Origin of the sequence: Variovorax sp. Varisp36, assembly GCF_047304235.1 — a bacterium.
GTDB lineage: Bacteria > Pseudomonadota > Gammaproteobacteria > Burkholderiales > Burkholderiaceae_C > Variovorax.
Map to the genome: position 1 here is coordinate 21,095 of NZ_JBGLYU010000016.1, position 25,575 is coordinate 46,669.

Here is a 25,575-nt window from a genome sequence, read left to right on the forward strand (position 1 = left end):
CACGTTCTTATTGAAGCTTCAAGATCACCGGCGCCGCGCCGAGCCCGGCACGCGGCAACCATGCGAACACAGAATCGACCGTCACGGTCTCGATGCGGTCCGAGAAGCGCTTGTCGTTCGGATGGTCGTCGAAGGCCACGTTGGCCGAGCCTACGCGCCCGCCCAGCCGGGTGAGCGGGCCGAGCTTCAGCACGGTCGGCTCGTAGCCTTTGAACTGCAACCAGGCCTGCGCCTGCGCGCGGCTGCCGATGGTGGCGGGCTCCATGGCGGCGGCCAGCGTCTCGACGGCCCACTGGTTCGACTGCTGGTACTTCTGGCCCCAGGCGTAGCTCACGATGCTGTAGGGCGCGGTGTGCAGCCGCACGATGCGCGCGGGCGGTTCGTTCAGCGCGGCCAGCAGCTGCGCCTGCACCTGCGGCGTGGGCACGGCCCAGGCGGCCTCGTAGCGCCACGGGTCGTCGAGAAAGAACTCGCCGAGCCCCTGGCGGTAGACGGCGGCCACCGCGGTCCCGCACTGGTTGAGCTTGTGCACCACGCGCCACGGGCCGGCATCCGTCTTGTAGGCGATGCCCAGGTGCGAGTAGCGCAGGCCGTACTTGCTCAGGTCCTGCCCCGCGCGCGCCAGGATCACGACGCGCGCGCCGCTGGCGTCGAGCGCCTGCGAGGTGCGCTCGGCCAGTTGCATGCCCTTGACGATCACTTCAGGCGTTGGCTTGATTTGCTCGCACGAGCGGCCGGCCTGCGCCTGCATCGGCAGCAAGACCGCAAGCCCGAGCAGCAGCGGCAGTGCCCGGTTCACGACAACCTCTCGTTGTGGAGCAGCGCGCGGCCGATGGCGTTGGGCACGAAGGCCAGCACCTCGCCGGCGGCCGACAGCACCACGCCGGTGCCGATCACGCTGACGAGGACGCTGGTGCCCACGGCTTTCGACACGCCGTCAGCCGCGCGGCCCGCGACCTTGATGCTGGCGCGCGCGCCGTCCGAAGCGCGTTCGAGCAGGTACACCGTGCCGTCGGCAGAGGCTTCGACCGCGATCACGGTGAGCGTCGAGCCGCCCACAGACAGCGCGGCAGGCACGGCGACCGCCGCGGTGGCCGAGGCCCCCACCGCAGAGGCGGCGACCACCACCGATGCCACAGGCATCAGCGAGAGGGCGACCGAGGCGTCGCTCTGCGCCTGGGCACGCAGGGGAGCCGAGATGCCCGCGAAGGCGGTGCAGGCGGCGACGAGAACGGCGGCAATCGACTTTTTCATGATGGGCTTTCGTTGATCGGACGCGGGTTATTCGGCAGCAGAAGCAGCAGCTTCGGCACGGGCCATGCGGCGGCCCTGCAGGCGGGCTTCAGCCATGTCGGCTTCATGGCGGTCGCGCAGCGTCTTGGCCAGCGTGAAGGCCGAGCTGATCAGGAACAGCCAGCTCACGCCCAGGAAGGCCTTGTAGGCCTCGTTGATCTCCATGCGCACGAGGCCCCAGCCGGTCAGGCCCATCGCGGTGAAGAAGCTGCCCCAGACGACCAGCTTCCACATGGGCACGTCGCGCGTCGCTTCGGCGCTGCGCTCGGCGGCCTGCTGACTGTCGCGCACGAACTTGGCCAGCATGAAGGCGGTGCTCAGGCAGAACACGTAGCCCATCACCATGAACGCCCGGTCCAGCGCCTCCCCCGGCAGCCAGCTCAGGCCGGTGGCGCACAGGAAGACGGCGATCGCGAACGAAGCCCAGGCCTGGAACTGCCAGGCCCGCGTGTCGCGCTGGATGAAGACGGTCGTGGTCGATGAGAGGGGTTGCATGTGTGCCTCGCGGCGTAGTGAAGGTGGGCGAATGATGGTTCGCTCCCGCACCGTGGGGCTTGAATGCTTGCACCAGTCGCGGTTTTCAGCGCCGCCGGTATCTGCAACCAATACTTTCCGGCGCCTTGCGCGCCGGAAAGGAGCTGCGCCTCAGGCGGCCAGCAGGGCGCTCACACGCTGGCGCAGCGACTCGGGCTGCACTTCCACCGGCGGCACAGGACCGCCGACGTTAAGCCCCACGCGGCTGAAGAAGCCGCGGCGAAACGGCTTGGCCATGGCCACGCGCTCGCCGCCGCGCAGTTCGATGCGGCTGAAGTACGAGCCCCAGAGATTGGTCAGCGCCATCGGGATCACCGGCGGCTCGATGCCCTGGGCGCGCGCGCCTTCAAGGATCTTCATCACGCCGCCCTTGAACGGCTGCAGCTCGCCGTCGCGCGTGATCGCGCCCTCGGGGAAGATCGCGAGCAGATCGCCCTCGCGCAGCACGCCGATCGCCTTGGCAAAAGCCGCTTCGTAGGCCGCGGGGTCTTCCTTCTGCGGCGCGATCGGAATGGCCTTGGCCAGCTTGAACAGCCAGCCCAGCACCGGCACCTTGAAGATGCGGTGGTCCATGATGAAGCGGATCGGCCGCGGGCTTGCCGCCATCAGCAGCACCGCGTCTATGAAACTCACGTGGTTGCACACCAGCACGGCCGCGCCCTCGGTGGGAATGTGCGACTCGCCCTTGATGTCGAAGCGGTAGACGAAGCGCGACAGCACCCAGGCCACGAAGCGCAGCAGGTACTCGGGCACCAGCATGAAGATGTAGAACGCCACCACCGCGTTGGCGATGCCGGTGAACAAAAAGATCTGCGGAATGGTGAAGCCCGCGCCCAGCAGCGCGCCCGCGATGACCGAGCTGCCGATCATGAACAGGGCATTGAGGATGTTGTTCGCCGCGATGATGCGCGCGCGGTGCGTGGGCTGGCTGCGCAGCTGGATCAGCGCGTACATCGGCACGCTGTAGAGGCCCGCGAACAGCGACAGCAGCGCCAGGTCGGCCATCACGCGCCAGTGGGCGCCCTGGCGCACGAAGGCGCCGATGCCCATCTCGGGCACGGCCGGCAGGCCGCGCGACGCAAAGTAAAGGTCGACGGCGAACACGCTCATGCCGATGGCGCCCAGCGGCACCAGGCCGATTTCCACCTGCCGGCGGCTCAGCGTCTCGCACAGCAGCGAGCCGACGCCGATGCCCACCGAGAACACCACCAGCAGCAGCGAGGCCACCTGCTCGTCGCCGTGCAGCACTTCCTTCGCGAAGCTCGGGAACTGGCTCAGGAACACCGCCCCGAAAAACCACATCCACGAGATGCCCAGCAGCGAGCGGAACACCACCACGTTCTGGTTCGCGAGCTTGAGGTTGCGCCAGGTTTCGCTGATCGGGTTCCAATTGATGACCAGCCCCGGGTCGGTGGCCGGCGCCTTTGGTATGGCCTGCGCCACGCCCCGGCCGACCAGCGCCAGCAGCACGCAACCCACGGCCACGCTCATGTGGCCGATCTGCGGCACCGCCACCAGCAGCCCGCCCGCCACCTGCCCGAGCAGGATGGCGACGAAGGTGCCCATCTCGACCATGCCATTGCCGCCCGTGAGTTCGCGCGCGTCGAGCACCTGCGGCAGGTAGGCGAACTTGACGGGCCCGAACAGCGTGGAGTGCAGACCCATGAGGAACACGCAGCCCAGCAACACCACCGCGTCGGCCCGCACGAAGCCCCAGGCCGCGAGCACCATGATCGCAATCTCGAGGTTCTTGACGAAGCGGATCATCTTCGTCTTGTCGAACTTGTCGGTGAGCTGGCCGGCCGTGGCAGAGAACAGCAGGAACGGCAGGATGAACAGCGCGCCGATCACCAGCCCCGCCATGGCCGGCGGCATCCAGCCCAGCTGCAGCTGGTAGGTCACCATGACGGTGAAGGCGAACTTGAACAGGTTGTCGTTCGCCGCGCCCGCGAACTGGGTCCAGAAGAAAGGCGCGAAGCGCCGCTGCTTGAGGAGGGCGAACTGGTTGGCGTGGGCGTTCGCTTCGTGGGCCACGGGTGTGGCTGCGGCAGCGGCGGGATTTGTCATTCGAAGAGTGCTCCTCAGGCGGCCACGGCGGCGGCGCCCGGATTGTGCCGTAGTGCGGCTTCCCAGCGCATTTCGAGCTTGTGGAGCGCGAGCACCACGGGCAGCCCGGCGAGCGAGGCCGTCAGATGCTTCAGCGTATGGCCCGAAACCGTGTGCCGCGTGAATTCATAAATCTGGTGGTCGGCCAGTTCGAAAGCCTTGGCCAGCACGTAGAAGAAGATGACCCAGCCCAGCTTCAGCCCGACCGACTTGCGCATCGGCGTGGCCAGCGCCAGTGTCACCACCAGCGCCATGCCGCCGAACTGCACCAGCGCCCAGGGCATGACGTTGCCGGTCTCCTGGAACACCTCGGCCGAGAGCAGGCCGGCCGTCAGCGCGAACCAGGCGGCGGGCCAGCCGGCGCGCTGGCTCACCCGCTCGCAGACCGCCACACCGATCAGCCCGGCGAAGGCCACCGCCATGCCGGCGCGGTCCGCGGCGAGCCGGGGGGCGTCGGGCACGAGGTGGAAGAAGGCCGAGCCCGCGGCGGTGGCGATCAGGCCGGCGAAGAAGAGCCAGGCGCAGTCGAGCGTGTTGTCCGGCGGATCGCTGGCGGGCGGGGCCAGCGGGAACTGCGACAGCGCCTCCTGGTGCGAGCGGTCGATGCGGTTGAGCCGGTACAGGCCCCACAGGCCGATCACCACGAAGGGGATGTTGCTCAGCACGTCCATGGCGTTGGGCAGTCCGTGCCAGGCGCGGTTGTCGGCGAACACCGAGGCGATGGCGACCTCGGCGGCGGGCAGCGCGGGGCCGAAGAAGGCGACCAGAGTGAGCAGCGCGAAGGTGAAAAGCAATCCGCGTTCGCGGCGGCTGAGTCGGCTGGCAAGAGACAGGAGCATGGCGGTCCTCGGTGGGTGGATCGGTACGGGCCGCGAATTTAGGCGCGGGCCGCTCCACAGGCATCGAAAATCGATACGAGACACTAATTCACTCCTGCCGGTATCTCCAATTGATACTTGCAGGCGCCCGTGTACGCTTCCGGGCCATGAGCACCACCGTCGATCTCGTCCAAGCCCTCAAGAACGAACTCAAGAGCGCCCGCATGACCTACGCCGACCTGGCGCGGTCGCTCGACATGGCCGAATCCAGCGTCAAGCGGATGCTGGCCAAGAGCGACATGCCGCTGTCGCGCGTGGACGCCATCTGCCGCGCGCTGAAGATCGATTTCGCCGAACTGGCGCGCCGCGTGGCCGACGCCCAGCCGCTGCTGAAGGAGCTGACGCACGAGCAGGAAAAGGCCGTGGTCAGGGACAAGAAGCTGCTGCTGGTGGCCATCAGCGTGCTGAGCCAGTGGACGCTGGAGCAGATCGTGGCCGCCTACCGCGTGAGCGAGGCCGAGTGCATCGGCTTCCTGGCTCAGCTGGACCGCATCGGCATCATCGAGCTGCGCCCGCTCAACCGGTATCGCCTGAAGCTCGCCAAGACCTTCCGCTGGCGGCCGCATGGCCCAGTGATGGAGTTCTTCCGCGAGAACGTGGTGCTCGACTACTACAAGGGCGGCTTCGACGGCCCGGCCGAGGGCCTGCTGCTGGTGCACGGCCAGATCAGCCGCTCGCTGGCGCCGGCCTTCCTGGAACGCCTGCAGCGCGTGGCGCAGGACTTCGCCCAGCAGCACCAGACCGACCAGAAGCTGGCCGCCAAGGACCGCGAGGGCTACACGCTGCTGCTGGGGATGCGGAACTGGGAATTCGAAGCCTTTACCCGCCTCCGCCGAGCCTGAGGCTCAATCCAGGAACACCGAGGAACCGGCTTTGCCGGGCCTCAGGTGTTGCCCCCGGTAGGCGGTTGGCGAAGCGACACGAAGTGCGCGCAGCCTGGGGGCGAGCCTTACTTGGCGGCTTCGAGCGTGTCGCGCATCGTGCGCGCGGCGCTCTTCGCCGCATCGGCGAAGTCATCGCCCGACGACGCGTAGATGATCGCCCGCGACGAGTTCACGATGATCGGCGCATCGGCGCGCCAGCCGGCGCGCACGGTGGCGGCCGCATCGCCGCCCTGGGCGCCGACGCCCGGAATCAGCAGCGGCACGGTTGGCGCGAGTTCGCGCACACGCTCGATTTCCGCCGGGTAGGTCGCGCCCACCACCAGTCCGAGTTGGCCGTTGAGGTTCCACGGGCCTTGCGCCAGGCGAGCAACGTGTTCGTACAGGAAGGGCTGCCCCTCGACATCCGCAAGCCGCTGGCCCTGCAGGTCGGAACCGCCGGGGTTGCTGGTGCGGCACAGCAGGAACGCGCCCTTGCCCTCGTGCTTGAGGTACGGCGCCACCGAGTCGAAGCCCATGAAGGGCGACAGCGTCACCGCATCGGCGCCGTAGCGCTCGAAGGCCTCCAGGGCGTACTGCTCGGCGGTGGAGCCGATGTCGCCGCGCTTGGCGTCGAGGATCACGGGCACGTGGGGCGCATTGCGGCGCATGTGCTCCATCAGCTGCTCGAGCTGGGCTTCGGCGCGGTGCGCCGCGAAGTAGGCGATCTGCGGCTTGAAGGCGATGACCAGGTCGGCCGTCGCGTCGACGATGCGCGCACAGAAGTCATAGATGCGGCTGGCGTCGCCCTTGAGATGCCCCGGGAACTTGGCCGGCTCCGGATCGAGCCCCACGCAGAGCAAGGAACCGTTTTTTTGCTGTGCGGCGGCCAGCTTGTCGAGGAAAGTCATGGGGTCCGATTTTAAGGATGCCCGCGCACTCGCCCGCCACCTGCCTGCGAACACCGCGGAACCGGCTTCGCCGGGCCGCAGGTGTTGCCCCCTGCAAGGGGGTTGGCGAAGCGACACGAAGTGCGCGAAGCCTGGGGGTTAGCCCTGTTCAGCGGCCAGGCAGAGGTCGGTCCAGGCGCGTGCCTTGTCGGCGGGATTGCGCAACAGGTAGGCGGGGTGATAAGTCGCCACCACCGATGCGCCGCCGGCGGAAGCCAGCGGCACGGCACGGCCGCGCAGCTTGCCCAGCGGGTCGCCGCTGCGCATCAGGCTTTGCGCGGCCAGCGGGCCCATTGCCAGCACGATGCGCGGTGCGAGCGCCGCGGCATGCTCGTCGAAGGCCTCGTCCATGGCGCGCGGGCTGCCGGGCTGGCCGGCGGCCACGCCGCGGTGGGTGCGCATGAGGTGCACGGGGGTCTTGCCGTCGTGCAGCTTCAGCGCACGCAGCATGTTGTCGAGCAGGCGGCCGGCGTCGCCCGCAAAGGGTTCGCCGTGGCGGCCGTCGGGCTCGGGCGGCATGTCGGCCACGACCAGCCAGCCGCCCTGCGTCGATTCGGTGCCGGCGTCGGCATAGAGACGGCAGGGCGCCTCTACCAGCACGGCGGCGCCTCCGGACAGTGGCGCAGCGGCCGGGCGAACGACCGGTGCGGGGGGCGGCACGGGTGCCGCGACGGACCGGGCCGCGGGCGGCGGCGGTGCGGCCACCGGCATTTCAGCCTGCACGCGCTCGCGGACGACCGCCGCCACCTCTTCGGTGGCTGCTGCGGAAGCCGTTCCAGGCGCCGCCTCGGCGGCCTCGGGCACCGGCCACCAGACCTTCACGCCCATCTCGTCGAGCATCGCGCGCTGGCGGGCGTCGAGCTTCAATGTCTGCACCGCGCTCATCGCAAGGCTCCCCAGGCGCTGCCTGTTTCATTCAAGCGCAGGCTCATGACGACCGCGTCCTCGCGCTTGCCGTCGTGCGCCGGGTAGTAGCCCTTGCGTACGCCGACGCTGCGAAAACCGTTGCGCAGGTAGATGTCGAGAGCGCGCTGGTTGCTGCGGCGCACTTCGAGCCAGAGCCACTGCGCGCCCTCGGCCCGCGACCAGCCGCCCAATGCCTCGAGCATGAGCGGCGCCCAGCCCTGGCGCTGGAAGGCCGGCGCGACGGTGATGTTCAGCAGGTGCACTTCATCGACGCCCTTCATGGCGACGAAGTAGCCGATCAGCGTCTCGCCCAGTTGGGTGAGCGGCGAGCTCACGCCGGGCGCCATGCCGGGCGCGAGCAGGCACTGGCAGTGGTAGCCCACGGCCATGGAGTCGGTGAAGTTGGCGCGCGTCCACGGATGGCTGTAGGCCGTCTGCTCGACCGCGCAGACGGCATCGATCCGCTCGACGGTGAGCGGTTCGAGGCGGGCTTCGACGGGCTGGAGGACGGCACTCATGCGATCAATGGGCTGCGGCCGCCTTGATGGCGGCGCGCTCTTCGGTGGTTTGCGCCACTTTATCGCGAACATAGAGCGGCCAGGCCTGTGCCGCCGGCACGGTGCGCCCGGCCGCGAGCAGCGCGGGGGCGAGCCGCAGCATCGCGGTGGCGCTCGGCAGCGCGTCGTGGCGGGCGGCGGCCGGGGCCAGGCGCGGGCCGTAGGCCGCGAAGGCATTGCCGGCGAGCGCCCAGCCGGCGGGCACTTCAAGTGCCTCGGGCGACAGCAGCAGGGGCTCGTCGTTTCCGCCGAGCGGGCCGTCGGCCTCGAAGTCGTAGCGCGCGGCGTAAAGCTGGTCCATGCGCGCATCGAGCACGGCGACCACCTGCTTCGCGCCGAAGGCGTGGCGCGCTTCTTCGGCCACGGCGAGCAGCGTGTCGACCGGCAGCAGCGGCACGTTGGCGCCGAAGGCCAGCCCCTGCGCCACGGAGCAGGCGGTGCGCAGGCCGGTGAAAGAGCCGGGGCCCCGGCCGAAGACGATGGCATCGAGTTCGCCCAGCGCGAGCCCGGCTTCGCCCAGCAGTTGCTGGATCAGCGGCAGCAGGGTGGTCGATGCTTGCGCGCCGCCCACGCCGTTGTGGGCGTGCAGCGTGTCGCCGTGCAGCACGGCCACCGACAGGTGCTCAGTGCTGGTGTCGAAGGCGAGCAGCTTGGGTAAGGCGAGGGGCATCCGCCGATTATCGAGGGGCGGCCAATTCCCGGGCTCACGCGCCGTTATCGCTGCGCAGAATCGCCAGCCCCGCCTTGCGCAGCGGCGCCAGCGCCCGGGCCGGCACGTCCGGCGACACCAGCAGGCTGGTGGCCGAGGCCACCGGGTTGACCACCCACGCCGACGCCGCCCCGATCTTTTCGGACGAGGCCAGCACCACCGTCTCGGCCGCCGACGCCATCAGCGCGCGCTTGATCTCGGCCTCTTCCAGGTCGCCCGTGGTCAGCCCCGCCTCGGCGTGCACGCCGGTGACACCCATGAAGTACGTGTCGGCATGGATGCGCGCAATGGCCGCCATTGCCGCCGAGCCGACCGCCACCACCGAATGCTTGAAGAGGCGCCCGCCGATCAGCACCACCTCGATGCCGGCATGCGCCACCAGCTCGACGGCCACCGACGGGCTGTGCGTGACCACGGTGGCCTGCAGGCTCGCCGGCAGGTGGCGCGCGAGCTGCACGGCGGTGGTGCCGCCGTCGATGAACACCACCTGCCCCGGCTTCACGAGGCGCGCGGCCGCGCGGCCGATGGCCACCTTTTCGTCGGGCGCGAGCTGCTGGCGCCGCGCGAAGTCGGCTTCGGCCGCCGCGACCGGCAACGCACCGCCGTGCACGCGCTGCAGCAAACCTTCGGCCGCCAGCTCGCGCAGGTCGCGGCGGATGGTGTCTTCCGACAGGCCGAGTTCGTCGCTGAGCGCCTTCGCGACGACGTTGCCGTCGCGCTTCAGGACCCAAAGGATGTGTTGCTTGCGCTGGCTGGTGAGCATTGCCCGATGGTACCGGCGTGGCCGATGGACTGCACGTTTTTTATTGTTTTTGCACGAATATGCACGTATGCTCGCAGCCATGACCATCCAAGACCGCGTCCGGGTGCACGAAGTCACCCTCCTTTCCGACAACTGGTACACGCTGCGCACCACCGCCTTCGACTGGCGCCGCAACGACGGCCAGTGGCAGCGGATGCACCGCGAGACCTACGACCGCGGCAACGGCGCCACGCTGCTGCCCTACAACCTCGCGCAGCGCAGCGTGCTGCTGACGCGGCAGTTCCGCTACCCGGCCTTCGTCAACGGCCACGACGGCCTGCTGATCGAAGCCGCGGCCGGCCTGCTGGACAACGCCGCGCCCGAGGAGCGCATCCGCGCGGAGGTCGAGGAAGAGCTCGGCTACCGCCTCGGCGCGGTGCAGAAGATCTTCGAGAGCTTCATGAGCCCGGGCTCGGTCACCGAGAAGCTGCACTTCTTCGTCGCGCCGTACGAGTCCTCGATGCGCATCGGCGCAGGCGGCGGGCTGGCGGAAGAGGGCGAGGACATCGAGGTGCTGGAGCTCGGCATCGACGAGGCGCTGGCCATGGTGGCCGACGGCCGCATCGCCGACGCCAAGACGGTCATGCTGCTGTACCACGCGAAGCTGCACCTGTTCCCGCCGGGATAATCGGCGGATGCCTTTTGCCTTCCGCCGCGCCGCCCTCGCACTGACGCTCGCAACGCTGGCCTCGGCCGGCGCATCCGCCCAGCAGGCCCTCCCGACCCAGGTCGACGCCGCCCTCGCCCGCGCCAAGGTGCCGCGCGAATCCGTGACCATGCTGGTGGCCGAAGCCGACGGCACACGCCCGCCGCGGCTGGCCTGGCGCACCCAGGCGCCGGTGAATCCGGCGTCGATCATGAAGCTGGTGACCACCTACGCCGCGCTGGACCTGCTCGGCGCGGCCTACAGCTGGACCACGCCGGTCTATGTCGACGGCACGGTGAACAACGGCGTGCTCAACGGCAACCTGTACATCAAGGGCCAGGGCGACCCCAAGCTGGTGCTGGAGCGCGTGTGGCTGCTGCTGCGCCACGTGCAGGGGCTGGGCATCACCACGGTGAGCGGCGACATCGTGATCGACCGCAGCGCGTTCGAGACTACGGTCGAGGGCGACCCGTCGGCCTTCGACGGCGAGCCGCTGCGGCCCTACAACGCTTCGCCCGATGCGCTGCTCGTGAACTTCAAGTCGGTCAACATGAGCTTCGCGCCCGACCGCGCGGGCCAGATCGCGCGCGTGAGCTACGAGCCCCCGCTCGCGAGCGTGGCGATGCCGCCGACCGTGGCGCTCGTGCCCGGCGAATGCGGCGACTGGCGCGCCGCGCTGCGGCCCGACTTCAGCGACGTGAACCGCATCCGCTTCAACGGCGGCTTTCCGGCCGCCTGCGGCGAGAAGAGCTGGGCCGTGGCCTACGGCGACCCGCGCACCTACGCCATGCGGGCCATCGGCGGCATGTGGGCCGAGATGGGCGGGCGCGTGGGCGGGCAGATGCGCGAAGGGCGCGCGCCGGCGGGGCTGAAGCCGGCCTTCGAGTTCGAGTCGCCGCCGCTGGCCGAAGTGATCCGCGACATCAACAAGTACAGCAACAACGTGATGGCGCAGCAGTTGTTCCTCACGATCGGGCTCACGCAGAAAAACCGCGGCACCTTCGAGGCTTCGCGCGCGGCGCTGGGCCAGTGGTGGCGCGAGCGCATCGGCACGGGCGAGGCGCAGCCCGTGTTCGAGAACGGCTCGGGCCTGTCGCGCGACGAGCGCATCAGCGCGGCTGCGCTCGGCAAGATGCTGCAGGTGGCATGGCGTTCGCCGGTGATGCCGGAGCTGATGTCCTCGCTGCCCGCCATGGGCGTGGACGGCACGCTGAAGAAGCGCACGCTGCGCTCGGGCGGCTCGGCCCACCTGAAGACGGGCACGCTGCGCGATGCCTCCGGCGTGGCCGGCTACGTGGACGGTGCGAGCGGCCGGCGCCACGTGCTGGTGGCCATCGCCAACGGCGAGAACGCGGGGGCGGCGCGCGCCGCGTTCGACGCACTGGTCGACTGGGCCTCGCAGGACAACTGACGGCAGGTGGCGGGCCTGCGCGACCCTGCCAGGTACTGAAATCTTCTGATGGCAAATGCCGCTTGCGCGCGGCCATGGCACTGCACAGAATCGGACGGCCGTTCTATTCAGTACAAATCCAACGCAGGAGACATGCCTTGACCAAGCCACGCCCCCACTCGTTCGTCCTGATGCGCAAGACAGCCGCCTGGACGGCGCTCGCAAGCGCAACCTTGCTGCTGCTGTCCGCCTGCGGCGGCGGGGATGGTGGCGGAGTAGGCATCGGCGTTGGCTTTCCGCCGCCCGTAACCGACACCGGCCGGGGCTCGGTGGTCACCAACCCGCCCGAGCAGACGGCCAAGCTGACCGCCGACCAGTTCAAGGCCAACCTCCAGGCCAGCGACCAGGGCAGGTCGGTGCTGCAGGTGGCCGGCACGCCCAAGTGCGGCATCGACGTGCGCTACCTCGAATACCGCACCATCGGCGCGAAGAACGAGGCGACCAACGCCACCGCCGCGATCATGGTGCCCACGGGCACCGACGTGGCCTGCGGCGGCCAGCGGCCCGTGGTGCTCTATGCCCACGGCACCACCGCCGCCAAGGCCTACAACCTCGCCAAGTGGACCGACAGCACGCAGCCGGCCGCAGGCGAGGGCCTGATGATTGCCGCCATGTTCGCGGCGCAGGGCTACATCGTGGTGGCGCCCAACTACGCGGGCTACGACAAGTCGACGCTGCCCTACCACCCGTACCTCGACGGCGACCAGCAGGGCAAGGACATGGTCGACGCGCTCACGGCCGCGCGCAAGACCTTCTCGGGCATCGACGCGAACGACGCCGGCTCGCTGTTCATCACCGGCTATTCGCAGGGCGGCTATGTCGCGATGGCGGCGCACCGGGAGATGCAGGCAACGGGCAAGACGGTGACGGCCTCGGCGCCGCTGTCGGCGCCCTCGGCCATCAGCCTGTTGTCCGACTACACCTACCTGGGCTGGCCGGCGCTGGGCTCCACGCTGTTCGTGCCGCTGCTGTCGACCAGCTGGCAGCAGCAGTTCGGCAACGTCTACAACGCCACCAGCGACATCTACGAAGCGCAGTACGCCACCGGCATCGACACCCTGCTGCCGAGCCTGACGCCCGGCACGCTGTTCTCCAGCGGCAAGCTGCCGCAGCTGGCGCTGTTCCCGGCGAATGCCACGCCGGGGCCGGTGAGCCCCTCGCTGTCGATCTTCTACGGCGCCAACAACCTGATCAAGCAGAGCTTCCTGACGCAAGCGGCCGGCGACATCCTGGCCGCGCCCTGCCCCGGCAACGCACTGCCGGCCACAGCGGCGTCGCTGAGCACGACCTCGCCGCTGGACTGCAAGCCGGCGACGGGTTTCCGCAAGGCGGCCGTCGCCAACGACCTGCGCAACTGGGTGCCGACCCGGCCGATGCTGATGTGCGGCGGCGCCAACGACCCGACGGTGAATTTCCTCAGCACCCGCGCCACCTCGGGCTACTTCCGCGCCAAGGGCGTGCCGGCCGCCGCGCTGGCAGTGGTGGACCTGGAGGATTCGGCCGCGATCGACGCCTACTCGACCGCGCGCGCCGGCTTCGCGCAGGCCAAGGACCTGCTGGCGCAGAACACGCCGGGCAGCGCGTCCGACAAGGCGCAGGCGGTCATGCTCGCGTACCACGGCACGCTGGCGCCGCCGTTCTGCCTGGCATCGGCGCGAGGCTTCTTCCAGGGCGTGCTGGCCGCCGGCGGCTGAGCAAAGGAAGAGCCGGCCCCTTCCAGGAATACCGCGGAACCGGCTTTGCCGGACCGCAGGGGTTAGCCTGGATCAGGCCGCAGATGCGCGCTGCAAGCGATCTCGCACGCCTTCCCACTCGTGCGTGTCGGGCGGCGACTCGACCCAGATCAGCTTGACACCCTGCGCATCGAACTCGCGCAGCACCGCGAACAGCAGCTGGGCGCTCGCCGCCGCGTCGTCGGGCATGCGCCGCAGCAGCACGCGCTGCGAGCGGCTGCGCATCGGGGCTCGCGACCAGACGGCGATGTGCGCGGCGTTGGCGCCCAGCACGTCGAGGCCGGCCTGGATGGCCTTGGCGTCCATCAGGCGCACCTTGGCATTCGGGGCGTAGTGCGCCTCCAGCGTGCCCGAGGCCCGCGGGTCGGGTGTTTCGAGCACTTCGCGGTCGGCGAGCTTCTCGCCGCAAGCCGCCTCGATCTGCGCGCGCGTGATCACGCCCGGCCGCAGCAGCACGGGCGCGCCGCGGCTGCAGTCGACGATGGTCGACTCGATGCCGACCTCGCACGCGCCGCCGTCGACAACCAGCAGCGCATCGCCGAACTCGTCGAACACATGCTGCGCCGTGGTCGGGCTGACCCGGCCGAAGCGGTTGGCGCTCGGCCCCGCGAGGCCGGGCACGCCCTGCTCGGCGCAGGCTTCGAGCAGCGCCTGCGCCACGGGATGCGAAGGGCAGCGCAGGCCGATGGTGTCCTGCCCGCCCGCCGCCGCCGCGCCCACGCCGGGCTGGCGCGTGACGATCAGCGTGAGCGGACCGGGCCAGAAGACCTGCACGAGCTTCTGCGCGAAAAGCGGCAGCGGCTGGGCGAAGCGCGACAGCGACTCGGTGCCCTTGATGCCGGCCGCCACGTGGACGATCAGCGGGTGGTCGGCGGGCCGCCCCTTGGCCTTGAAGATGCCGGCCACGGCCATGTCGCTGCTCGCGTCTGCGCCCAGCCCGTAGACGGTCTCGGTCGGGAACGCGACCAGCCCGCCCGCGCGCAGCACGCGCGTGGCCTCGGCGATGGCTTCGGTGGAGCGGCCGTCGAGGATCATGCGAGGTCGGCGGTGATCACCGCCGGCAGGCCCAGCAGCTGCGCGGCCTGCGAGGCCGTGGTGCGCACGGCTTCGAGCGTGGCGCCGGTGAGCGTGAGGTGGCCCATCTTGCGGCCGCGCCGCGGGTCGATCTTTCCGTAGAGGTGCAGATGCACGCCCGGCAGCGCAAGCACTTCGCTCCAGCGCGGCGATTCGGGCTTGGCGGACTTGTCATCGCCCGCGGGGAACCACAGGTCGCCCAGCAGGTTCAGCATGATCGCGGGACTGTGCTGGCGCGGCGCGGCCAGCGGCAGGCCGGCGAGCGTGCGCACCTGCAGCTCGAACTGCGACACGTCACAGGCTTCCATCGTGTAGTGGCCGCTGTTGTGCGGGCGCGGTGCCATCTCGTTGACGACCAGCGAGCCGTCGGCCAGCGCGAAGAACTCGACGCACAGCACGCCGACGTAGTCCAAACCGTTGGCGATGCTCTTGGCCGAATTGACCGCGCCCTGCGCCACCGTCTTCGGCATGTTCTGCGGATGCACCTCGGTGACGGCGAGGATGCCGTCGCGGTGCAGGTTGCGCTGCGGCGGGAAGTGCACGATCTGGCCGTCGCGGCTGCGCGCGAGGATGACCGAGCATTCGAATTCGAGCGGCAGCATCTTCTCGAGCACGCAGGGCACGCAGCCCGTGGCCTGCCAGGCATCGACCAGTTCGGCGCGCGTCTTCACGCGCTGCTGGCCCTTGCCGTCGTAGCCCAGCCGCGCGGTCTTCAGGATGCCGGGCAGCAGGCCGTCGTCGACGGCAGCGAGCTGCGCCGCGGTCTCGATGGCCGCGTAAGGCGCGCAGGGCACGCCGCAGCGGGTGAAATGGGCCTTCTCGGCGATGCGGTCCTGCGCGATGGCGATGGCCGAGGCGCCGGGCGACACCGGCCGTGCGACCGCGAGGTGCTCCAACGAGGGCGCCGGCACGTTCTCGAACTCGGTCGTCACCGCGTCGGCCAGGCCCGCGAGCCGGGCGAGGCCGTCGATGTCGTCGTAGTCGGTGTGGATGTGATGGTGGCTCACGCGGCCGGCGGGGCTGTCGGTGTCGGGGTCGAGCACCGCCGTGAAGTAGCCCATGCGCTGGGCCGCGTGGGCGAACATGCGCCCCAGCTGGCCGCCGCCGAGCACGCCGAGCGTGGCGCCCGGAAGAATGGGCAGGTCGCCGTTCTGGCTCACAGGGCACCTCCGCCTTGCGGCGAGAAAGGAGAAACGGGGGGCGTCTCCGCGGCGGGGGCCGGCGGCAGCGTCATGGCCTCGGCGGCGGCGGTCTGCGCCGTGCGGAAGGCGTCGAGCTTCGCGCGCAGAGCCGGATCGTTCACCGCCAGCATCGACACCGCGAACAGCGCCGCGTTGGCCGCGCCGGCATTGCCGATGGCGAAGGTGGCCACCGGCACGCCCTTGGGCATCTGCACGATGCTGTAGAGCGAATCGACGCCCTGCAGGTGGCGGCTGGCCACCGGCACGCCGAGTACCGGCACCGTGGTTTTCGAGGCCAGCATGCCCGGCAGGTGCGCCGCGCCGCCCGCGCCCGCGATGATCGCCGTGAGCCCGCGCCCGGCGGCGCTTTCGGCGTATGCGAACAGCGCATCGGGCATCCGGTGGGCCGAGACCACCTTGGCTTCGTGCCCGATTCCGAATTGCTGGAGAATCTCGACCGCGTTGCGCATCGTCTCCCAATCGGAGTTCGAGCCCATCACTACACCGACCTGAATGGTTTCGTTCATGGTTTCAATTTTACGTTTCACCCTCAGTTGGTTCCGATGATCGACATCACTCTCGAAAATTTCCAGGCCGAACTGATCGAAGGCTCCGTCGCCACGCCGGTGCTGCTGGACATCTGGGCCGAATGGTGCGGCCCCTGCAAACAGCTCGGCCCGGTGCTCGAAAAGCTCGAGGTCGAGTACGCCGGCCGCTTCACGCTGGCCAAGCTCGACGCCGACGAGGTGCCGCAGATTTCTTCGCAGTTGTCGGAGATGTTCGGCGTGCGCAGCATCCCGTTCTGCGTGATGTTCAAGGACGGCCAGCCGGTGGACGGCTTCGTCGGCGCCATCCCGGCCGAGAAGATCCGCGAGTTCCTCGACAAGCACGTGCCGGGCGCCGACGAGGCCGAGGCCGCCTCGGAGGAAGCCGCCGCGCAGGAAGCTCTGGCCGAAGGCGACACCGGGGGCGCCCTCGAAAGACTGCAGCACGCCGTGGCCACCGACCCGGCCAACGACGACGCCCGCTTCGACTACATCAAGCTGCTGCTGCAGGAAGGCCGCCACGACGACGCCAAGGTGGCCTTTGCGCCGGTGATCGCCAAGACCACGCTGGTGCGCCGCCTCGATGCGCTGCAGCGCTGGATGGACGCTATCGATTTCGCAGCACCACCTGCAGGCACGGCGCCCGCGATGGCTGATTTCGAGGCGAAGATCGCCGCCAACAAGCGCGACTTCGACGCTCGCTTCGGCCGCGCCCGCCTGCTGATGGCCGCGCAGCGCTGGACCGACGCCATGGACGAGCTGCTCGACATCCTGATGCGCGACAAGACCTGGAACGAAGACCTCGCCCGCAAGACCTACATCGCGATCCTCGATGTGATCGAGCCGCCGAAGGTGAAGGTGGCCGACGGGCAGATTCCGCCGGACGATCCGGTGGTGGCAACCTACCGGCGCCGCCTGAGCAGCGTGGTGCTGAGCTGATGCGAAAGCGGCCTGCGGGCCGCTTTTTTCATGGCCTCCCTGTGAACGCAGCGGCATTGGCGAGCGGCGCCTCGTCGCATACGATCACGCCCGATTCAACTTGTTGCAAATTCGAAAAGGAAAGACCAGCCATGCGTTCCTTCGTCCGCCTCGCCCGCCGCACCGCGCCCCCCGTTCTCGCCGCGACGGCGCTGCTGGCCGCGTTGGCCGGCTGCGGGAGCGGCATCAGCCTCGACGAGCCGATCGAAGGGCCCGCCTGGCAACTGGTTCAGCTGGGCGACGAGCCCGTCGCGCCCGGCAGCGGCGCGCAGGTGCAGTTCGACCGCAGCAGCGGACGCCTCAGCGGCTCGGGCGGCTGCAATCGCCTTTCGGGCACGTTCACGCGCAGCGGCATCTCCCTGAAGATCGGCCAGCTGGCCTCGACCCGCATGGCCTGCGCCGACCCGGCACGCGGCGCCAACGAGGCGCAGTTCATTTCCGCCCTGCAGAGCACCGCGAGCTACAGCCTTGCGGGCCCCGAACGCCTTGCGCTGCTCAACGCCAGCGGGCGCGCCGTGGCAACGCTGAGCACCAGCGGGCGCTGAAAGAAGAAAAAGCCCGGAATCAGCCCGTCAGGCGCTCCAGCGCCTCGCGGTACTTGGCCGCCGTCTTCTCGATGACCTCGGCCGGCAGGCGCGGCGCCGGGGGCGTCTTGTCCCAGGGCTTGCCGTTGATCTTGGTGGCTTCGAGCCAGTCGCGCACGAACTGCTTGTCGTAGCTCGGCGGGTTGGTGCCGGCGGCCAGCGCGGCCTCGTAGCCCTCGACCGGCCAGTAGCGCGAGCTGTCGGGCGTGAGCACCTCGTCCATCAGCACCAGCGTGCCGGCTTCGTCCAGGCCGAACTCGAACTTGGTGTCGGCAATGATCATCCCCTTGGCCAGCGCGATCTGAGCGGCGGTTTCGTAGATCTCGATGCTGGTCTCGCGGATCTGCTGGGCCAGCTTGGGGCCGACGATCTCGACCACGCGCTCGTAGCTGATGTTCTCGTCGTGCTCGCCGGCCGCGGCCTTGGCTGCGGGCGTGAAGATCGGGCGCGGCAGCTTGCTGGCGTTGGTCAGGCCTTCGGCCAGCGGCACGCCGCAGACCGAGCGGCTCTCCTGGTATTCCTTCCAGCCGCTGCCGGCGAGGTAGCCGCGCACCACGGCCTCGACCGGGATCGGCTTCAGCCGCTTGACCAGCATCGAGCGGCCCGTGACCTGCGGCACCTCGTCGGGCGTGACCGCGCTCTCGGGCGCATCACCGGTCAGGTGGTTGGGACACAGCTGGCCGAGCCGGTCGAACCACCACAGCGCCATCTGCGTGAGGATCTCGCCCTTGCCGGGAATGGGCTCGCCCATGATCACGTCGAAGGCGCTGAGCCGGTCGCTCGCGACCATCAGGATGCGGTCTTCGCCGACGGCGTAGTTGTCGCGCACCTTGCCGCGCGCAAGCAGGGGCAGGCTCTGGATGGAGGAGGTGTGGACGGTGGTCATGAGGCAGTTGCGGTGAAAACGGGATAGCGGAATTCGGATTGTGCGCGCAGAAAAAAGCCACCATCGACGGTGGCCCGCAGATCGCGAAAAAAGCCCCCAATCATTCGGGAGGGCCGCCGCGCACGGCCGCCCCCGGTAGGGGGTAGGCGAAGCGACACGAAGTGCGCGCAGCCTGGGGGCGAGCTTGGTTAAATGACTTCTTGCGCCAGTTCGCCCTTGGCGTACTTGGCAGCGACGACTTGCAGGCTGTCGCCCTTGATCTTGGCGCCCTGGCCTTCGCAGCCGAACTCGATGTAGCGCTGCTTGCAGATCTGCTTGGCGGCTTCGCGCGCGGGCTTGAGCCACTCGCGGGCGTCGAACTTCTCGGGGTTCTCGGCCAGGAACTTGCGCACCGCGCCGGTCATGGCCAGGCGGATGTCGGTGTCGATGTTGATCTTGCGCACGCCGTACTTGATGGCTTCCTGGATTTCCTCGACCGGCACGCCGTAGGTTTCCTTCATGTTGCCGCCGTGCTTGCGGATGATTTCCAGCAGGTCCTGCGGCACCGACGACGAGCCGTGCATCACCAGGTGGGTGTTGGGCAGGCGGGCGTGGATTTCCTTCACGCGCGAAATCGACAGGATGTCGCCCGTGGGCTTGCGCGTGAACTTGTAAGCGCCGTGGCTGGTGCCGATAGCGATGGCCAGCGCGTCGAGCTGCGTGGCCTTGACGAACTGGGCGGCTTCTTCCGGGTCGGTCAGCAGGGCCGAGTGGTCGAGCACGCCTTCGGCGCCGATGCCGTCTTCTTCACCGGCCAGGCCGGTTTCGAGCGAACCCAGGCAACCCAGCTCGCCCTCGACGGTCACGCCGACCTTGTGTGCCAGCTGGACCACCTTGCGGGTCACGTCGACGTTGTAGTCGAACGAGGCCGGCGTCTTGCCGTCCTCGTGCAGCGAGCCGTCCATCATGACGGAGGAGAAGCCCAGGTCGATGGCGCCCTGGCAGATGGCCGGGCTCTGGCCGTGGTCCTGGTGCATCACCAGCGGGATGTTCGGGTACTGCTCGATGGCGGCCTGGATCAGGTGCTTGATGAAGGCTTCGCCGGCGTACTTGCGCGCGCCTGCACTGGCTTGAAGGATGACGGGCGCGCCCGTTTCCTTGGCGGCCTCCATCACGGCCTGGACCTGTTCGAGGTTGTTGACGTTGAAGGCCGGAATGCCGTAGCCATTGGCTGCGGCATGGTCGAGCAGTTCGCGCATCGAGACGAGTGCCATGGGGAAATACCTCGCTGGAATTAGGGGAAGAAGAAGGCGGGAAGACGAGAGAAAACTGCCGCAATTCTACCGAGCCCCCTTGTGGGACGGCACTGACGCCGATTTGGCGCCCGCACCTCAGATCGGCAGCTGCGTGGTCGACAGCACCTGCTTGAGCACCACGAAGGTCCTGATCTGCCGCACGCCCGGCAAGTACAGCAGCTGCTCGGCATGCAGGCGGTTGAAGCTGTCGCTGTCGCGCGTGCGCACGAGCATGAAGTAGTCGAACTCGCCCGTGACCACGTGGCATTCGAGGCAGCCCGGCACTTTCTGCGCGGCCTTCTCGAAGTCGGCGAAGGAATCGGGCGTGGAGCGGTCGAGCACCACGCCGATCATCACGAGCATGCCGAGGTCGAGCGCGTCGGGGTCGAGCAGCGCGACGATGCCCTTGATGAGCCCCGCCGCCTTGAGCCGCTCGACGCGGCGCAGGCAGGCGGCGGCGCTGAGGTTGACCTTGGCGGCCAGTGCCACGTTCGACAGCGAGGCGTCGCGCTGCAGGGCGCGAAGGATGGCACGGTCGGTGCGATCCAGCTCCGACGGAATACGCAATTTTGTTGTGTTCATTACTTTTTCTACCGAATAAAAACATTCAATCTGGTCATCGTGCATTTTTTTGTCGATCGAATCCAGAAAATTTCGCAAGCACGTTGCGAGCCGTTCTTCCTACGATCGAAGGCCTCAACGCACTGGAGCCTCCGTCATGAACCTCAAGAAGTTTCCCCGCCACGCCCTGACCTTCGGCCCCTCGCCGATCCACCCGCTGAAGCGGCTGAGCGCACACCTCGGCGGCAAGGTCGACCTGTATGCCAAGCGCGAGGACTGCAACAGCGGCCTGGCCTTCGGCGGCAACAAGACGCGCAAGCTCGAGTACCTGATTCCCGAGGCGCTCGAGGGCGGCTACGACACGCTGGTGTCCATCGGCGGCATCCAGTCGAACCAGACGCGGCAGGTCGCCGCCGTGGCCGCGCACCTCGGGATGAAATGCGTGCTGGTGCAGGAAAATTGGGTCAACTACTCGGATGCGGTCTACGACCGGGTCGGCAACATCGAGATGTCACGCATCCTCGGTGCCGACGTGCGGCTCGATGCGGCGGGCTTCGACATCGGCATCCGCAAGAGCTGGGAAGACGCGATGGAAAGCGTGCGCAAGGCCGGCGGCAAGCCGTTCCCGATTCCCGCGGGCTGCTCGGAACACCCGCGCGGCGGGCTCGGCTTCGTGGCCTTCGCCGAGGAAGTACGCCAGCAGGAAGCCGAGCTGGGCTTCAAGTTCGACTACGTCGTGGTCTGCTCGGTCACCGGCAGCACGCAGGCCGGCATGGTGGTGGGCTTCGCGGCCGACGGCCGCGCCGACCGCGTGATCGGCATCGACGCCTCGGCCAAGCCGCAGCAGACCTACGACCAGATCCTTCGCATTGCGAAGAACACGGCCGAGCTGGTCGAGCTGGGCCGCGACATCACCGAAAAGGACGTGGTGCTCGACCGCCGCTTCGGCGGCCCCGAGTACGGGCTGCCGAATGACGGCACGCTGGAGGCCATCCGCCTGTGCGCGCGCTTCGAAGGCATGCTGACCGACCCCGTGTACGAGGGCAAGTCGATGCACGGGATGATCGAGAAGGTGCGGCTGGGCGAATTCCCGGCCGGCTCGAAGGTGCTGTACGCGCACCTGGGCGGCGTGCCGGCCCTGAACGCCTACAGCTTCCTCTTCAGAAACGGTTGAGCGCCAGGAACACCGCGGAACCGGCTTTGCCGGGCCGCAGGTGTTGCCCCCGGCGAGGGCGCGAAGCCTGGGGGAGTGCCTAGCTCGCCCTGCAGATCTTGAGCATGTTGGTGCCGCCCGGGGCACCCATGGGTTCGCCGCAGGTGATCGCGTAGACGTCGCCGCTCTGCACGATGCCGCGCTTCTTCAGATGGGCCTCGGCCTGTTCGAGCGCGGTGTCGCGGTCGGTCTGCGAGTCCATCAGCAGCGGGCGCACATTGCGGTACAGCGCCAGCTTGCGCTGCGTGGCCAGCCGCGAGGTCAGCGCGTACATGGGAATGTGCGCGCGGTGGCGGCTCATCCACAGCAGCGTGGCGCCCGATTCGGTCAGCGCCACGATGGCCTTGGCACCCAGGTGGTGGGCCGTGAACAGCGCACCCATGGCGATCGACTGGTCGATGCGGCTGTAGGTCTTGCCGCTGAAGTCGGCGTCGAGCGTCTTGTCCTCGGCCCCTTCGGCGGCTTCGCAGATGCGGCTCATCTCCTGCACGGTTTCGAGCGGATAGCGCCCCGAGGCGGTCTCGGCCGAGAGCATCACGGCGTCGGTGCCGTCGAGCACGGCGTTGGCCACGTCGCTGACCTCGGCGCGCGTGGGCACGGGGTTGGTGATCATCGACTCCATCATCTGGGTCGCGGTGATCACCACCTTGTCCATGTCGCGCGCCATGCGGATCATCTTCTTCTGCAGCGCCGGCACGGCGGCATTGCCGACTTCCACCGCGAGGTCGCCGCGCGCGACCATGATGCCGTCGCTGGCGCGCAGGATTTCCTCCAGCTTCGGAATGGCCTCGGCGCGCTCGATCTTGGCGATCATGCCGGGCTTGTGGCCGAACTCGGCCGCCGCCACGTTGCACAGCTGGCGCGCCATCTCCATGTCGGTGGCGTTCTTCGGGAAGCTCACGGCCACGTAGTCGGCCTGGAAGCTCATCGCGGTCTTGATGTCCTCCATGTCCTTGGCCGTGAGCGCGGGGGCGGTGAGGCCGCCGCCCTGCTTGTTGATGCCCTTGTTGTTCGACAGCTCGCCGCCCAGCTTGACGGTGGTGTGCACGGCCTCGCCCTTGACGGCGTCCACCGTGAGCACGATCAGGCCGTCGTTCAGCAGCAGCCTGTCGCCTGGCTTCACGTCGCGCGGCAGGTCCTTGTAGTCGAGGCCCACGGCATCGGCGTCGCCGGGCTCGGTGCGCGAGGCGTCGAGCACGAACTTGGCGCCCGGCTCCAGCCAGACCTTGCCCTGCGCGAACTTGCCGACGCGGATCTTGGGGCCTTGCAGGTCGGCCATGATGGCCACTTCGCGGCCCGTCTTGCGGGCGGCTTCGCGCACCATTGCGGCGCGGTCGATGTGGTCCTGCGCCGTGCCGTGGCTGAAGTTCAGCCGCACCACGCTGACCTTGGCCAGGATCATCTTTTCCAGCAGTTCCGGCGTGTTGGACGCCGGACCGAGCGTGGCAACGATCTTGGTGGCGTGGCGGGGGATGCGGTCCGTGCTCATGAAGGTAGTCTCCGTTTTGTATTCGCTACTGTATACACTTTGTGTGTCTGACGGAAGTCACCCTCGTGAGATTCCCCGCCCGCCGGGATCAACCCGCCGCGCGCTTGGCCAGGATTTCGAAGGCCGGCAGGGTCTTGCCTTCCAGCACTTCGAGGAAGGCACCGCCGCCGGTCGAGATGTAGCCGACCTGCTTCTCGATGCCGTACTTGGCGATGGCCGCGAGCGTGTCGCCGCCGCCGGCGATCGAGAAGGCGCTGCTGTCAGCGATGGCTTGCGCGATGGCCTTGGTGCCGCCCGCGAACGCGTCGAACTCGAACACGCCCACGGGGCCGTTCCAGACGATGGTGCCGGCTTCGCGCAGTTGCGCGGCCAGGATCGCGGCGGTCTTGGGGCCGATGTCCAGGATCAGGTCGTCGTCGGCCACGTCGTTCGCATCCTTGACGGTGGCGGCCGCATCGGCCGCGAAGGTCTTGGCCGTGACCACGTCCACCGGGATCGGCACGTCGGCACCGCGCGCACGCATCGCCTCGATCACCGCCTTGGCCTGGCCGACCAGATCGGGCTCGGCCAGCGACTTGCCGATCTTCAGGCCGGCCGCCAGCATGAAGGTGTTGGCGATGCCGCCGCCGACGATCAGCTGATCGACGTTGGCCGACAGGCTCTTGAGGATGGTGAGCTTGGTGCTGACCTTCGAGCCTGCCACGATGGCCACCAGCGGCCGCTTGGGCTGCGCCAGCGCCTTGCTGATGGCGTCCATCTCGGCCGCCAGCAGCGGGCCCGCCGCGGCCACCTTGGCGAACTGCGCGATGCCGTAGGTGGTGGCTTCGGCGCGGTGGGCGGTGCCGAAGGCGTCGTTCACGTAGATGTCGGTGAGCGCGGCGAGCTTGCGGGACAGCGCCTCGTCGTTCTTCTTCTCGCCCTTGTTGACGCGGCAGTTCTCGAGCAGCACGACCTGGCCGGGTTTGACGTCGACGCCGTCGACCCAGTTGGCCACCAGCGGCACATCGCGGCCGAGCAGTTCGCCCAGGCGCCTGGCGACGGGGGCCAGCGAGTCCTCGGGCTTGAACTCGCCTTCGGTCGGGCGGCCCAGGTGCGAGGTGACCATCACGGCCGCGCCGGCGTCGAGCGCCAGCTGGATGCAGGGCACGGAAGCGCGCACGCGCGTGTCTTCGGTGATGTTGCCGGCGTCGTCCTGCGGCACGTTGAGGTCGGCACGGATGAAGACGCGCTGGCCGGCGGCCTTGCCCTGTGCGCAGAGGTCGGTGAATCGAATGACGTTCATGGGTCTGGAGGAGGTGGAAGACGGGTCGGCCTGCATTGTAGATTTGGCCCCGTCGCCGCCCTGAGCGGCTGTTACCGCGGGCCGATGCTTTTCAGGCCTTTTGCTGCGCCCTGGCGAACTGTTCGAGGATCTCGACAAAACCCGTGGCGGCCGGCGAAAGGCTGCGCCGCGCCGCGCTGTAGACGCACACCTCGCGGTGGAAGTCGGGCGATTCGAGCCGCACCATCTGCAGGCCGTGCGCGCGCACCAGCGGCGCGGAGTAGGTCGGGCACACCGTGAGCCCGAGCCCCGAGGCCACCATCCCAAGCGCGGTGGTCATGTACGACACCTCTTGCGTGCCGGGACGCAGCATGTAGTCGCGCTCGGCCGGCGCCAGTTCGGGCAGCACGCGCTGGCGGAAGTCGCGTGTGGGAGCGATGAAAGTGTAGGGGCCGAGCTCGTGCCAGCGCACCTTGCGACGCTTGGCGAAGGCGTGGTCGGGCGGGCAGATCAGCCAGTGGCGGTCGCGGAACAGGGTGCGGCGTTCGATGGCGCCGTCCATGGCCACGTCCTGGCCCACGGCCAGCTCCACGTCGCCGGCCATCACGCCCACCAGCAGGCTCTCGGGCAGCGTGTCGGCCAGGCGCACATCGACGTCGGGGTACTGCGCGCGATAGACCGCGATCACGCGCGGCATCAGCGTGCAGGCCATGAGTTGCGGCGCCGCAAGCCGCAACAAGCCTTTCTTCTTGTCACGAAGATCGGTGACGCCGGCCACCGCGCTCGTCAGGTCGCCGAGCAGGCGGTGCACCGACGGCAGGAACTCACGCCCGGCTTCGGACAGCTGCACGCTGCGGGTGTTGCGGTCGAGCAGCTGCACGCCCATTTCGCGTTCGAGCTCGCGCACCAGCACGCTGAGTGCCGACTGCGTGAGGTGCAGCTGCTGCGCCGCGGCGGTGAAGCTGCCGCTTTCGGCCACGGCGGCGAAGGCTCGCAGCTGGCGCAGGGTCAGGTTCATATATATGGTTATTTCATCAATTGATGAATTAATTTCGATTGCATCATAAGACGCCGCATCGCCCAATCGGGGGCTTACCGGAGAACA

Annotated in this window: 26 protein-coding genes; 7 read left to right on the forward strand and 19 right to left on the reverse strand. The window is 68.7% G+C overall.

Features of this window, described 5'->3' with window-relative positions; all coding sequences use genetic code 11:
* Positions 1-7: 7 nt before the first annotated feature.
* The 5 genes from ACCD11_RS12055 to ACCD11_RS12075 all read right to left on the reverse strand — a co-directional run bounded on the left by ACCD11_RS12055 (position 8) and on the right by ACCD11_RS12075 (position 4,772).
* Positions 8-799 (reverse strand): DUF2145 domain-containing protein, encoded by a 792-nt coding sequence (locus tag ACCD11_RS12055; RefSeq protein ID WP_413314024.1) that lies wholly within the window; start codon positions 797-799, stop codon positions 8-10.
* A complete protein-coding gene (locus tag ACCD11_RS12060; RefSeq protein WP_413314025.1) occupies positions 796-1,254 on the reverse strand; it encodes a hypothetical protein in 459 nt (152 codons plus the stop codon). The genes ACCD11_RS12055 and ACCD11_RS12060 overlap by 4 nt, the downstream gene beginning before the upstream one ends.
* A 27-nt stretch (positions 1,255-1,281) precedes the next feature.
* Positions 1,282-1,788: a YiaA/YiaB family inner membrane protein gene (locus ACCD11_RS12065; RefSeq protein ID WP_009124752.1), complete on the reverse strand. Its 507-nt coding sequence runs from the start codon at positions 1,786-1,788 to the stop codon at positions 1,282-1,284.
* Between the two features lie 150 nt (positions 1,789-1,938).
* Positions 1,939-3,894 carry an MFS transporter gene (locus tag ACCD11_RS12070; protein WP_413314026.1) on the reverse strand — a complete coding sequence of 652 codons (1,956 nt, stop codon included), beginning with the start codon at positions 3,892-3,894 and terminating at the stop codon, positions 1,939-1,941.
* Between the two features lie 14 nt (positions 3,895-3,908).
* On the reverse strand, positions 3,909-4,772 hold the full coding sequence (locus ACCD11_RS12075; protein WP_413314027.1) for a hypothetical protein: 864 nt from the start codon (positions 4,770-4,772) through the stop codon (positions 3,909-3,911).
* Positions 4,773-4,918: 146 nt separating this feature from the next.
* Here ACCD11_RS12075 and ACCD11_RS12080 point away from each other — a divergent pair, with 146 nt between their 5' ends.
* Complete coding sequence (locus tag ACCD11_RS12080) at positions 4,919-5,653, forward strand: helix-turn-helix domain-containing protein (RefSeq protein ID WP_009124743.1); 735 nt, start codon at positions 4,919-4,921, stop codon at positions 5,651-5,653.
* Between the two features lie 107 nt (positions 5,654-5,760).
* Here the strand turns inward: ACCD11_RS12080 and pyrF are convergent, their stop codons facing one another.
* The 5 genes from pyrF to ACCD11_RS12105 form a co-directional block, all read right to left on the reverse strand.
* Positions 5,761-6,582, reverse strand: a complete 822-nt coding sequence (gene pyrF, locus ACCD11_RS12085) for an orotidine-5'-phosphate decarboxylase (protein ID WP_413314029.1) — start codon at positions 6,580-6,582, stop codon at positions 5,761-5,763.
* A 138-nt stretch (positions 6,583-6,720) separates the two neighbouring features.
* Entirely contained in the window at positions 6,721-7,506 is a 786-nt protein-coding gene (locus tag ACCD11_RS12090; RefSeq protein WP_413314030.1) for a uracil-DNA glycosylase family protein, read from the reverse strand.
* The gene (rimI, locus tag ACCD11_RS12095; RefSeq protein WP_009124740.1) at positions 7,503-8,045 is read right to left on the reverse strand and encodes a ribosomal protein S18-alanine N-acetyltransferase; all 543 of its coding nucleotides are present in this window, start codon (positions 8,043-8,045) and stop codon (positions 7,503-7,505) included. Before rimI ends, ACCD11_RS12090 begins: the two co-directional genes overlap by 4 nt.
* 4 nt (positions 8,046-8,049) lie before the next feature.
* Positions 8,050-8,754 (reverse strand): tRNA (adenosine(37)-N6)-threonylcarbamoyltransferase complex dimerization subunit type 1 TsaB, encoded by a 705-nt coding sequence (tsaB, locus tag ACCD11_RS12100; protein ID WP_413314031.1) that lies wholly within the window; start codon positions 8,752-8,754, stop codon positions 8,050-8,052.
* A 34-nt stretch (positions 8,755-8,788) separates the two neighbouring features.
* Complete coding sequence (locus ACCD11_RS12105; protein WP_413314032.1) at positions 8,789-9,556, reverse strand: DeoR/GlpR family DNA-binding transcription regulator; 768 nt, start codon at positions 9,554-9,556, stop codon at positions 8,789-8,791.
* A 79-nt stretch (positions 9,557-9,635) separates the two neighbouring features.
* Here ACCD11_RS12105 and ACCD11_RS12110 point away from each other — a divergent pair, with 79 nt between their 5' ends.
* From ACCD11_RS12110 to ACCD11_RS12120, 3 genes are all read left to right on the forward strand, one after another.
* Positions 9,636-10,223, forward strand: a complete 588-nt coding sequence (locus tag ACCD11_RS12110) for a TrgB like protein (RefSeq protein WP_009124720.1) — start codon at positions 9,636-9,638, stop codon at positions 10,221-10,223.
* Between the two features lie 7 nt (positions 10,224-10,230).
* Positions 10,231-11,652, forward strand: coding sequence for a D-alanyl-D-alanine carboxypeptidase/D-alanyl-D-alanine-endopeptidase (gene dacB / locus ACCD11_RS12115; RefSeq protein ID WP_413314033.1), 1,422 nt, complete (start codon positions 10,231-10,233; stop codon positions 11,650-11,652).
* Between the two features lie 170 nt (positions 11,653-11,822).
* Positions 11,823-13,385 (forward strand): alpha/beta hydrolase family protein, encoded by a 1,563-nt coding sequence (locus ACCD11_RS12120; protein WP_413314078.1) that lies wholly within the window; start codon positions 11,823-11,825, stop codon positions 13,383-13,385.
* 72 nt (positions 13,386-13,457) lie between these two features.
* On the opposite strand, the gene ACCD11_RS12125 is transcribed toward ACCD11_RS12120, so the two are convergent.
* Genes ACCD11_RS12125 through purE form a run of 3 tightly spaced genes read right to left on the reverse strand, consistent with a single transcriptional unit; the run spans position 13,458 to position 16,206 of the window.
* Positions 13,458-14,459, reverse strand: coding sequence for an L-threonylcarbamoyladenylate synthase (locus ACCD11_RS12125; protein ID WP_413314034.1), 1,002 nt, complete (start codon positions 14,457-14,459; stop codon positions 13,458-13,460).
* A complete protein-coding gene (locus ACCD11_RS12130) occupies positions 14,456-15,658 on the reverse strand; it encodes a 5-(carboxyamino)imidazole ribonucleotide synthase (protein ID WP_413314035.1) in 1,203 nt (400 codons plus the stop codon). Before ACCD11_RS12130 ends, ACCD11_RS12125 begins: the two co-directional genes overlap by 4 nt.
* Complete coding sequence (purE, locus tag ACCD11_RS12135) at positions 15,655-16,206, reverse strand: 5-(carboxyamino)imidazole ribonucleotide mutase (protein ID WP_007829046.1); 552 nt, start codon at positions 16,204-16,206, stop codon at positions 15,655-15,657. Before purE ends, ACCD11_RS12130 begins: the two co-directional genes overlap by 4 nt.
* Before the next feature lie 36 nt (positions 16,207-16,242).
* Between purE and ACCD11_RS12140 the strand changes: the two genes are divergently transcribed.
* Entirely contained in the window at positions 16,243-17,163 is a 921-nt protein-coding gene (locus ACCD11_RS12140) for a tetratricopeptide repeat protein (RefSeq protein WP_413314036.1), read from the forward strand.
* A 131-nt stretch (positions 17,164-17,294) separates the two neighbouring features.
* Positions 17,295-17,747: an META domain-containing protein gene (locus ACCD11_RS12145; RefSeq protein WP_413314037.1), complete on the forward strand. Its 453-nt coding sequence runs from the start codon at positions 17,295-17,297 to the stop codon at positions 17,745-17,747.
* 19 nt (positions 17,748-17,766) lie between these two features.
* On the opposite strand, the gene ACCD11_RS12150 is transcribed toward ACCD11_RS12145, so the two are convergent.
* From ACCD11_RS12150 to ACCD11_RS12160, 3 genes are all read right to left on the reverse strand, one after another.
* A complete protein-coding gene (locus ACCD11_RS12150) occupies positions 17,767-18,672 on the reverse strand; it encodes a phosphoribosylaminoimidazolesuccinocarboxamide synthase (protein ID WP_413314038.1) in 906 nt (301 codons plus the stop codon).
* 188 nt (positions 18,673-18,860) lie between these two features.
* Positions 18,861-19,925 (reverse strand): class II fructose-bisphosphate aldolase, encoded by a 1,065-nt coding sequence (fba, locus tag ACCD11_RS12155; protein ID WP_007829054.1) that lies wholly within the window; start codon positions 19,923-19,925, stop codon positions 18,861-18,863.
* A gap of 117 nt (positions 19,926-20,042) precedes the next feature.
* A complete protein-coding gene (locus tag ACCD11_RS12160) occupies positions 20,043-20,528 on the reverse strand; it encodes an Lrp/AsnC family transcriptional regulator (protein WP_413314039.1) in 486 nt (161 codons plus the stop codon).
* A 136-nt stretch (positions 20,529-20,664) separates the two neighbouring features.
* On the opposite strand from ACCD11_RS12160, the gene ACCD11_RS12165 reads away from it, so the two are divergent.
* Positions 20,665-21,681, forward strand: coding sequence for a 1-aminocyclopropane-1-carboxylate deaminase (locus ACCD11_RS12165; RefSeq protein WP_007829058.1), 1,017 nt, complete (start codon positions 20,665-20,667; stop codon positions 21,679-21,681).
* Positions 21,682-21,760: 79 nt separating this feature from the next.
* Here ACCD11_RS12165 and pyk read toward each other — a convergent pair whose 3' ends face one another.
* From pyk to ACCD11_RS12180, 3 genes are all read right to left on the reverse strand, one after another.
* Complete coding sequence (gene pyk / locus ACCD11_RS12170; RefSeq protein ID WP_007829060.1) at positions 21,761-23,209, reverse strand: pyruvate kinase; 1,449 nt, start codon at positions 23,207-23,209, stop codon at positions 21,761-21,763.
* Between the two features lie 88 nt (positions 23,210-23,297).
* Entirely contained in the window at positions 23,298-24,491 is a 1,194-nt protein-coding gene (locus ACCD11_RS12175) for a phosphoglycerate kinase (RefSeq protein WP_413314040.1), read from the reverse strand.
* 91 nt (positions 24,492-24,582) lie between these two features.
* Positions 24,583-25,488: a LysR family transcriptional regulator gene (locus tag ACCD11_RS12180; protein ID WP_413314041.1), complete on the reverse strand. Its 906-nt coding sequence runs from the start codon at positions 25,486-25,488 to the stop codon at positions 24,583-24,585.
* Positions 25,489-25,575: the final 87 nt, after the last annotated feature.

Coding starts and splice junctions, on each gene's coding strand:
- ACCD11_RS12075 (WP_413314027.1), bottom strand. CDS start 4,772: ATGCTCCTGTCTCTTGCCAGCCGACTCAGCCGCCGCGAACGCGGATTG.
- rimI (WP_009124740.1), bottom strand. CDS start 8,045: ATGAGTGCCGTCCTCCAGCCCGTCGAAGCCCGCCTCGAACCGCTCACC.
- ACCD11_RS12065 (WP_009124752.1), bottom strand. CDS start 1,788: ATGCAACCCCTCTCATCGACCACGACCGTCTTCATCCAGCGCGACACG.
- ACCD11_RS12125 (WP_413314034.1), bottom strand. CDS start 14,459: ATGATCCTCGACGGCCGCTCCACCGAAGCCATCGCCGAGGCCACGCGC.
- ACCD11_RS12110 (WP_009124720.1), top strand. CDS start 9,636: ATGACCATCCAAGACCGCGTCCGGGTGCACGAAGTCACCCTCCTTTCC.
- ACCD11_RS12160 (WP_413314039.1), bottom strand. CDS start 20,528: ATGAACACAACAAAATTGCGTATTCCGTCGGAGCTGGATCGCACCGAC.
- ACCD11_RS12140 (WP_413314036.1), top strand. CDS start 16,243: ATGATCGACATCACTCTCGAAAATTTCCAGGCCGAACTGATCGAAGGC.
- ACCD11_RS12150 (WP_413314038.1), bottom strand. CDS start 18,672: ATGACCACCGTCCACACCTCCTCCATCCAGAGCCTGCCCCTGCTTGCG.
- ACCD11_RS12090 (WP_413314030.1), bottom strand. CDS start 7,506: ATGAGCGCGGTGCAGACATTGAAGCTCGACGCCCGCCAGCGCGCGATG.
- ACCD11_RS12070 (WP_413314026.1), bottom strand. CDS start 3,894: ATGACAAATCCCGCCGCTGCCGCAGCCACACCCGTGGCCCACGAAGCG.
- purE (WP_007829046.1), bottom strand. CDS start 16,206: ATGAACGAAACCATTCAGGTCGGTGTAGTGATGGGCTCGAACTCCGAT.
- dacB (WP_413314033.1), top strand. CDS start 10,231: ATGCCTTTTGCCTTCCGCCGCGCCGCCCTCGCACTGACGCTCGCAACG.
- fba (WP_007829054.1), bottom strand. CDS start 19,925: ATGGCACTCGTCTCGATGCGCGAACTGCTCGACCATGCCGCAGCCAAT.
- ACCD11_RS12145 (WP_413314037.1), top strand. CDS start 17,295: ATGCGTTCCTTCGTCCGCCTCGCCCGCCGCACCGCGCCCCCCGTTCTC.
- pyrF (WP_413314029.1), bottom strand. CDS start 6,582: ATGACTTTCCTCGACAAGCTGGCCGCCGCACAGCAAAAAAACGGTTCC.
- ACCD11_RS12105 (WP_413314032.1), bottom strand. CDS start 9,556: ATGCTCACCAGCCAGCGCAAGCAACACATCCTTTGGGTCCTGAAGCGC.
- ACCD11_RS12120 (WP_413314078.1), top strand. CDS start 11,823: ATGCGCAAGACAGCCGCCTGGACGGCGCTCGCAAGCGCAACCTTGCTG.
- ACCD11_RS12060 (WP_413314025.1), bottom strand. CDS start 1,254: ATGAAAAAGTCGATTGCCGCCGTTCTCGTCGCCGCCTGCACCGCCTTC.
- ACCD11_RS12180 (WP_413314041.1), bottom strand. CDS start 25,488: ATGAACCTGACCCTGCGCCAGCTGCGAGCCTTCGCCGCCGTGGCCGAA.
- ACCD11_RS12080 (WP_009124743.1), top strand. CDS start 4,919: ATGAGCACCACCGTCGATCTCGTCCAAGCCCTCAAGAACGAACTCAAG.
- pyk (WP_007829060.1), bottom strand. CDS start 23,209: ATGAGCACGGACCGCATCCCCCGCCACGCCACCAAGATCGTTGCCACG.
- tsaB (WP_413314031.1), bottom strand. CDS start 8,754: ATGCCCCTCGCCTTACCCAAGCTGCTCGCCTTCGACACCAGCACTGAG.
- ACCD11_RS12165 (WP_007829058.1), top strand. CDS start 20,665: ATGAACCTCAAGAAGTTTCCCCGCCACGCCCTGACCTTCGGCCCCTCG.
- ACCD11_RS12175 (WP_413314040.1), bottom strand. CDS start 24,491: ATGAACGTCATTCGATTCACCGACCTCTGCGCACAGGGCAAGGCCGCC.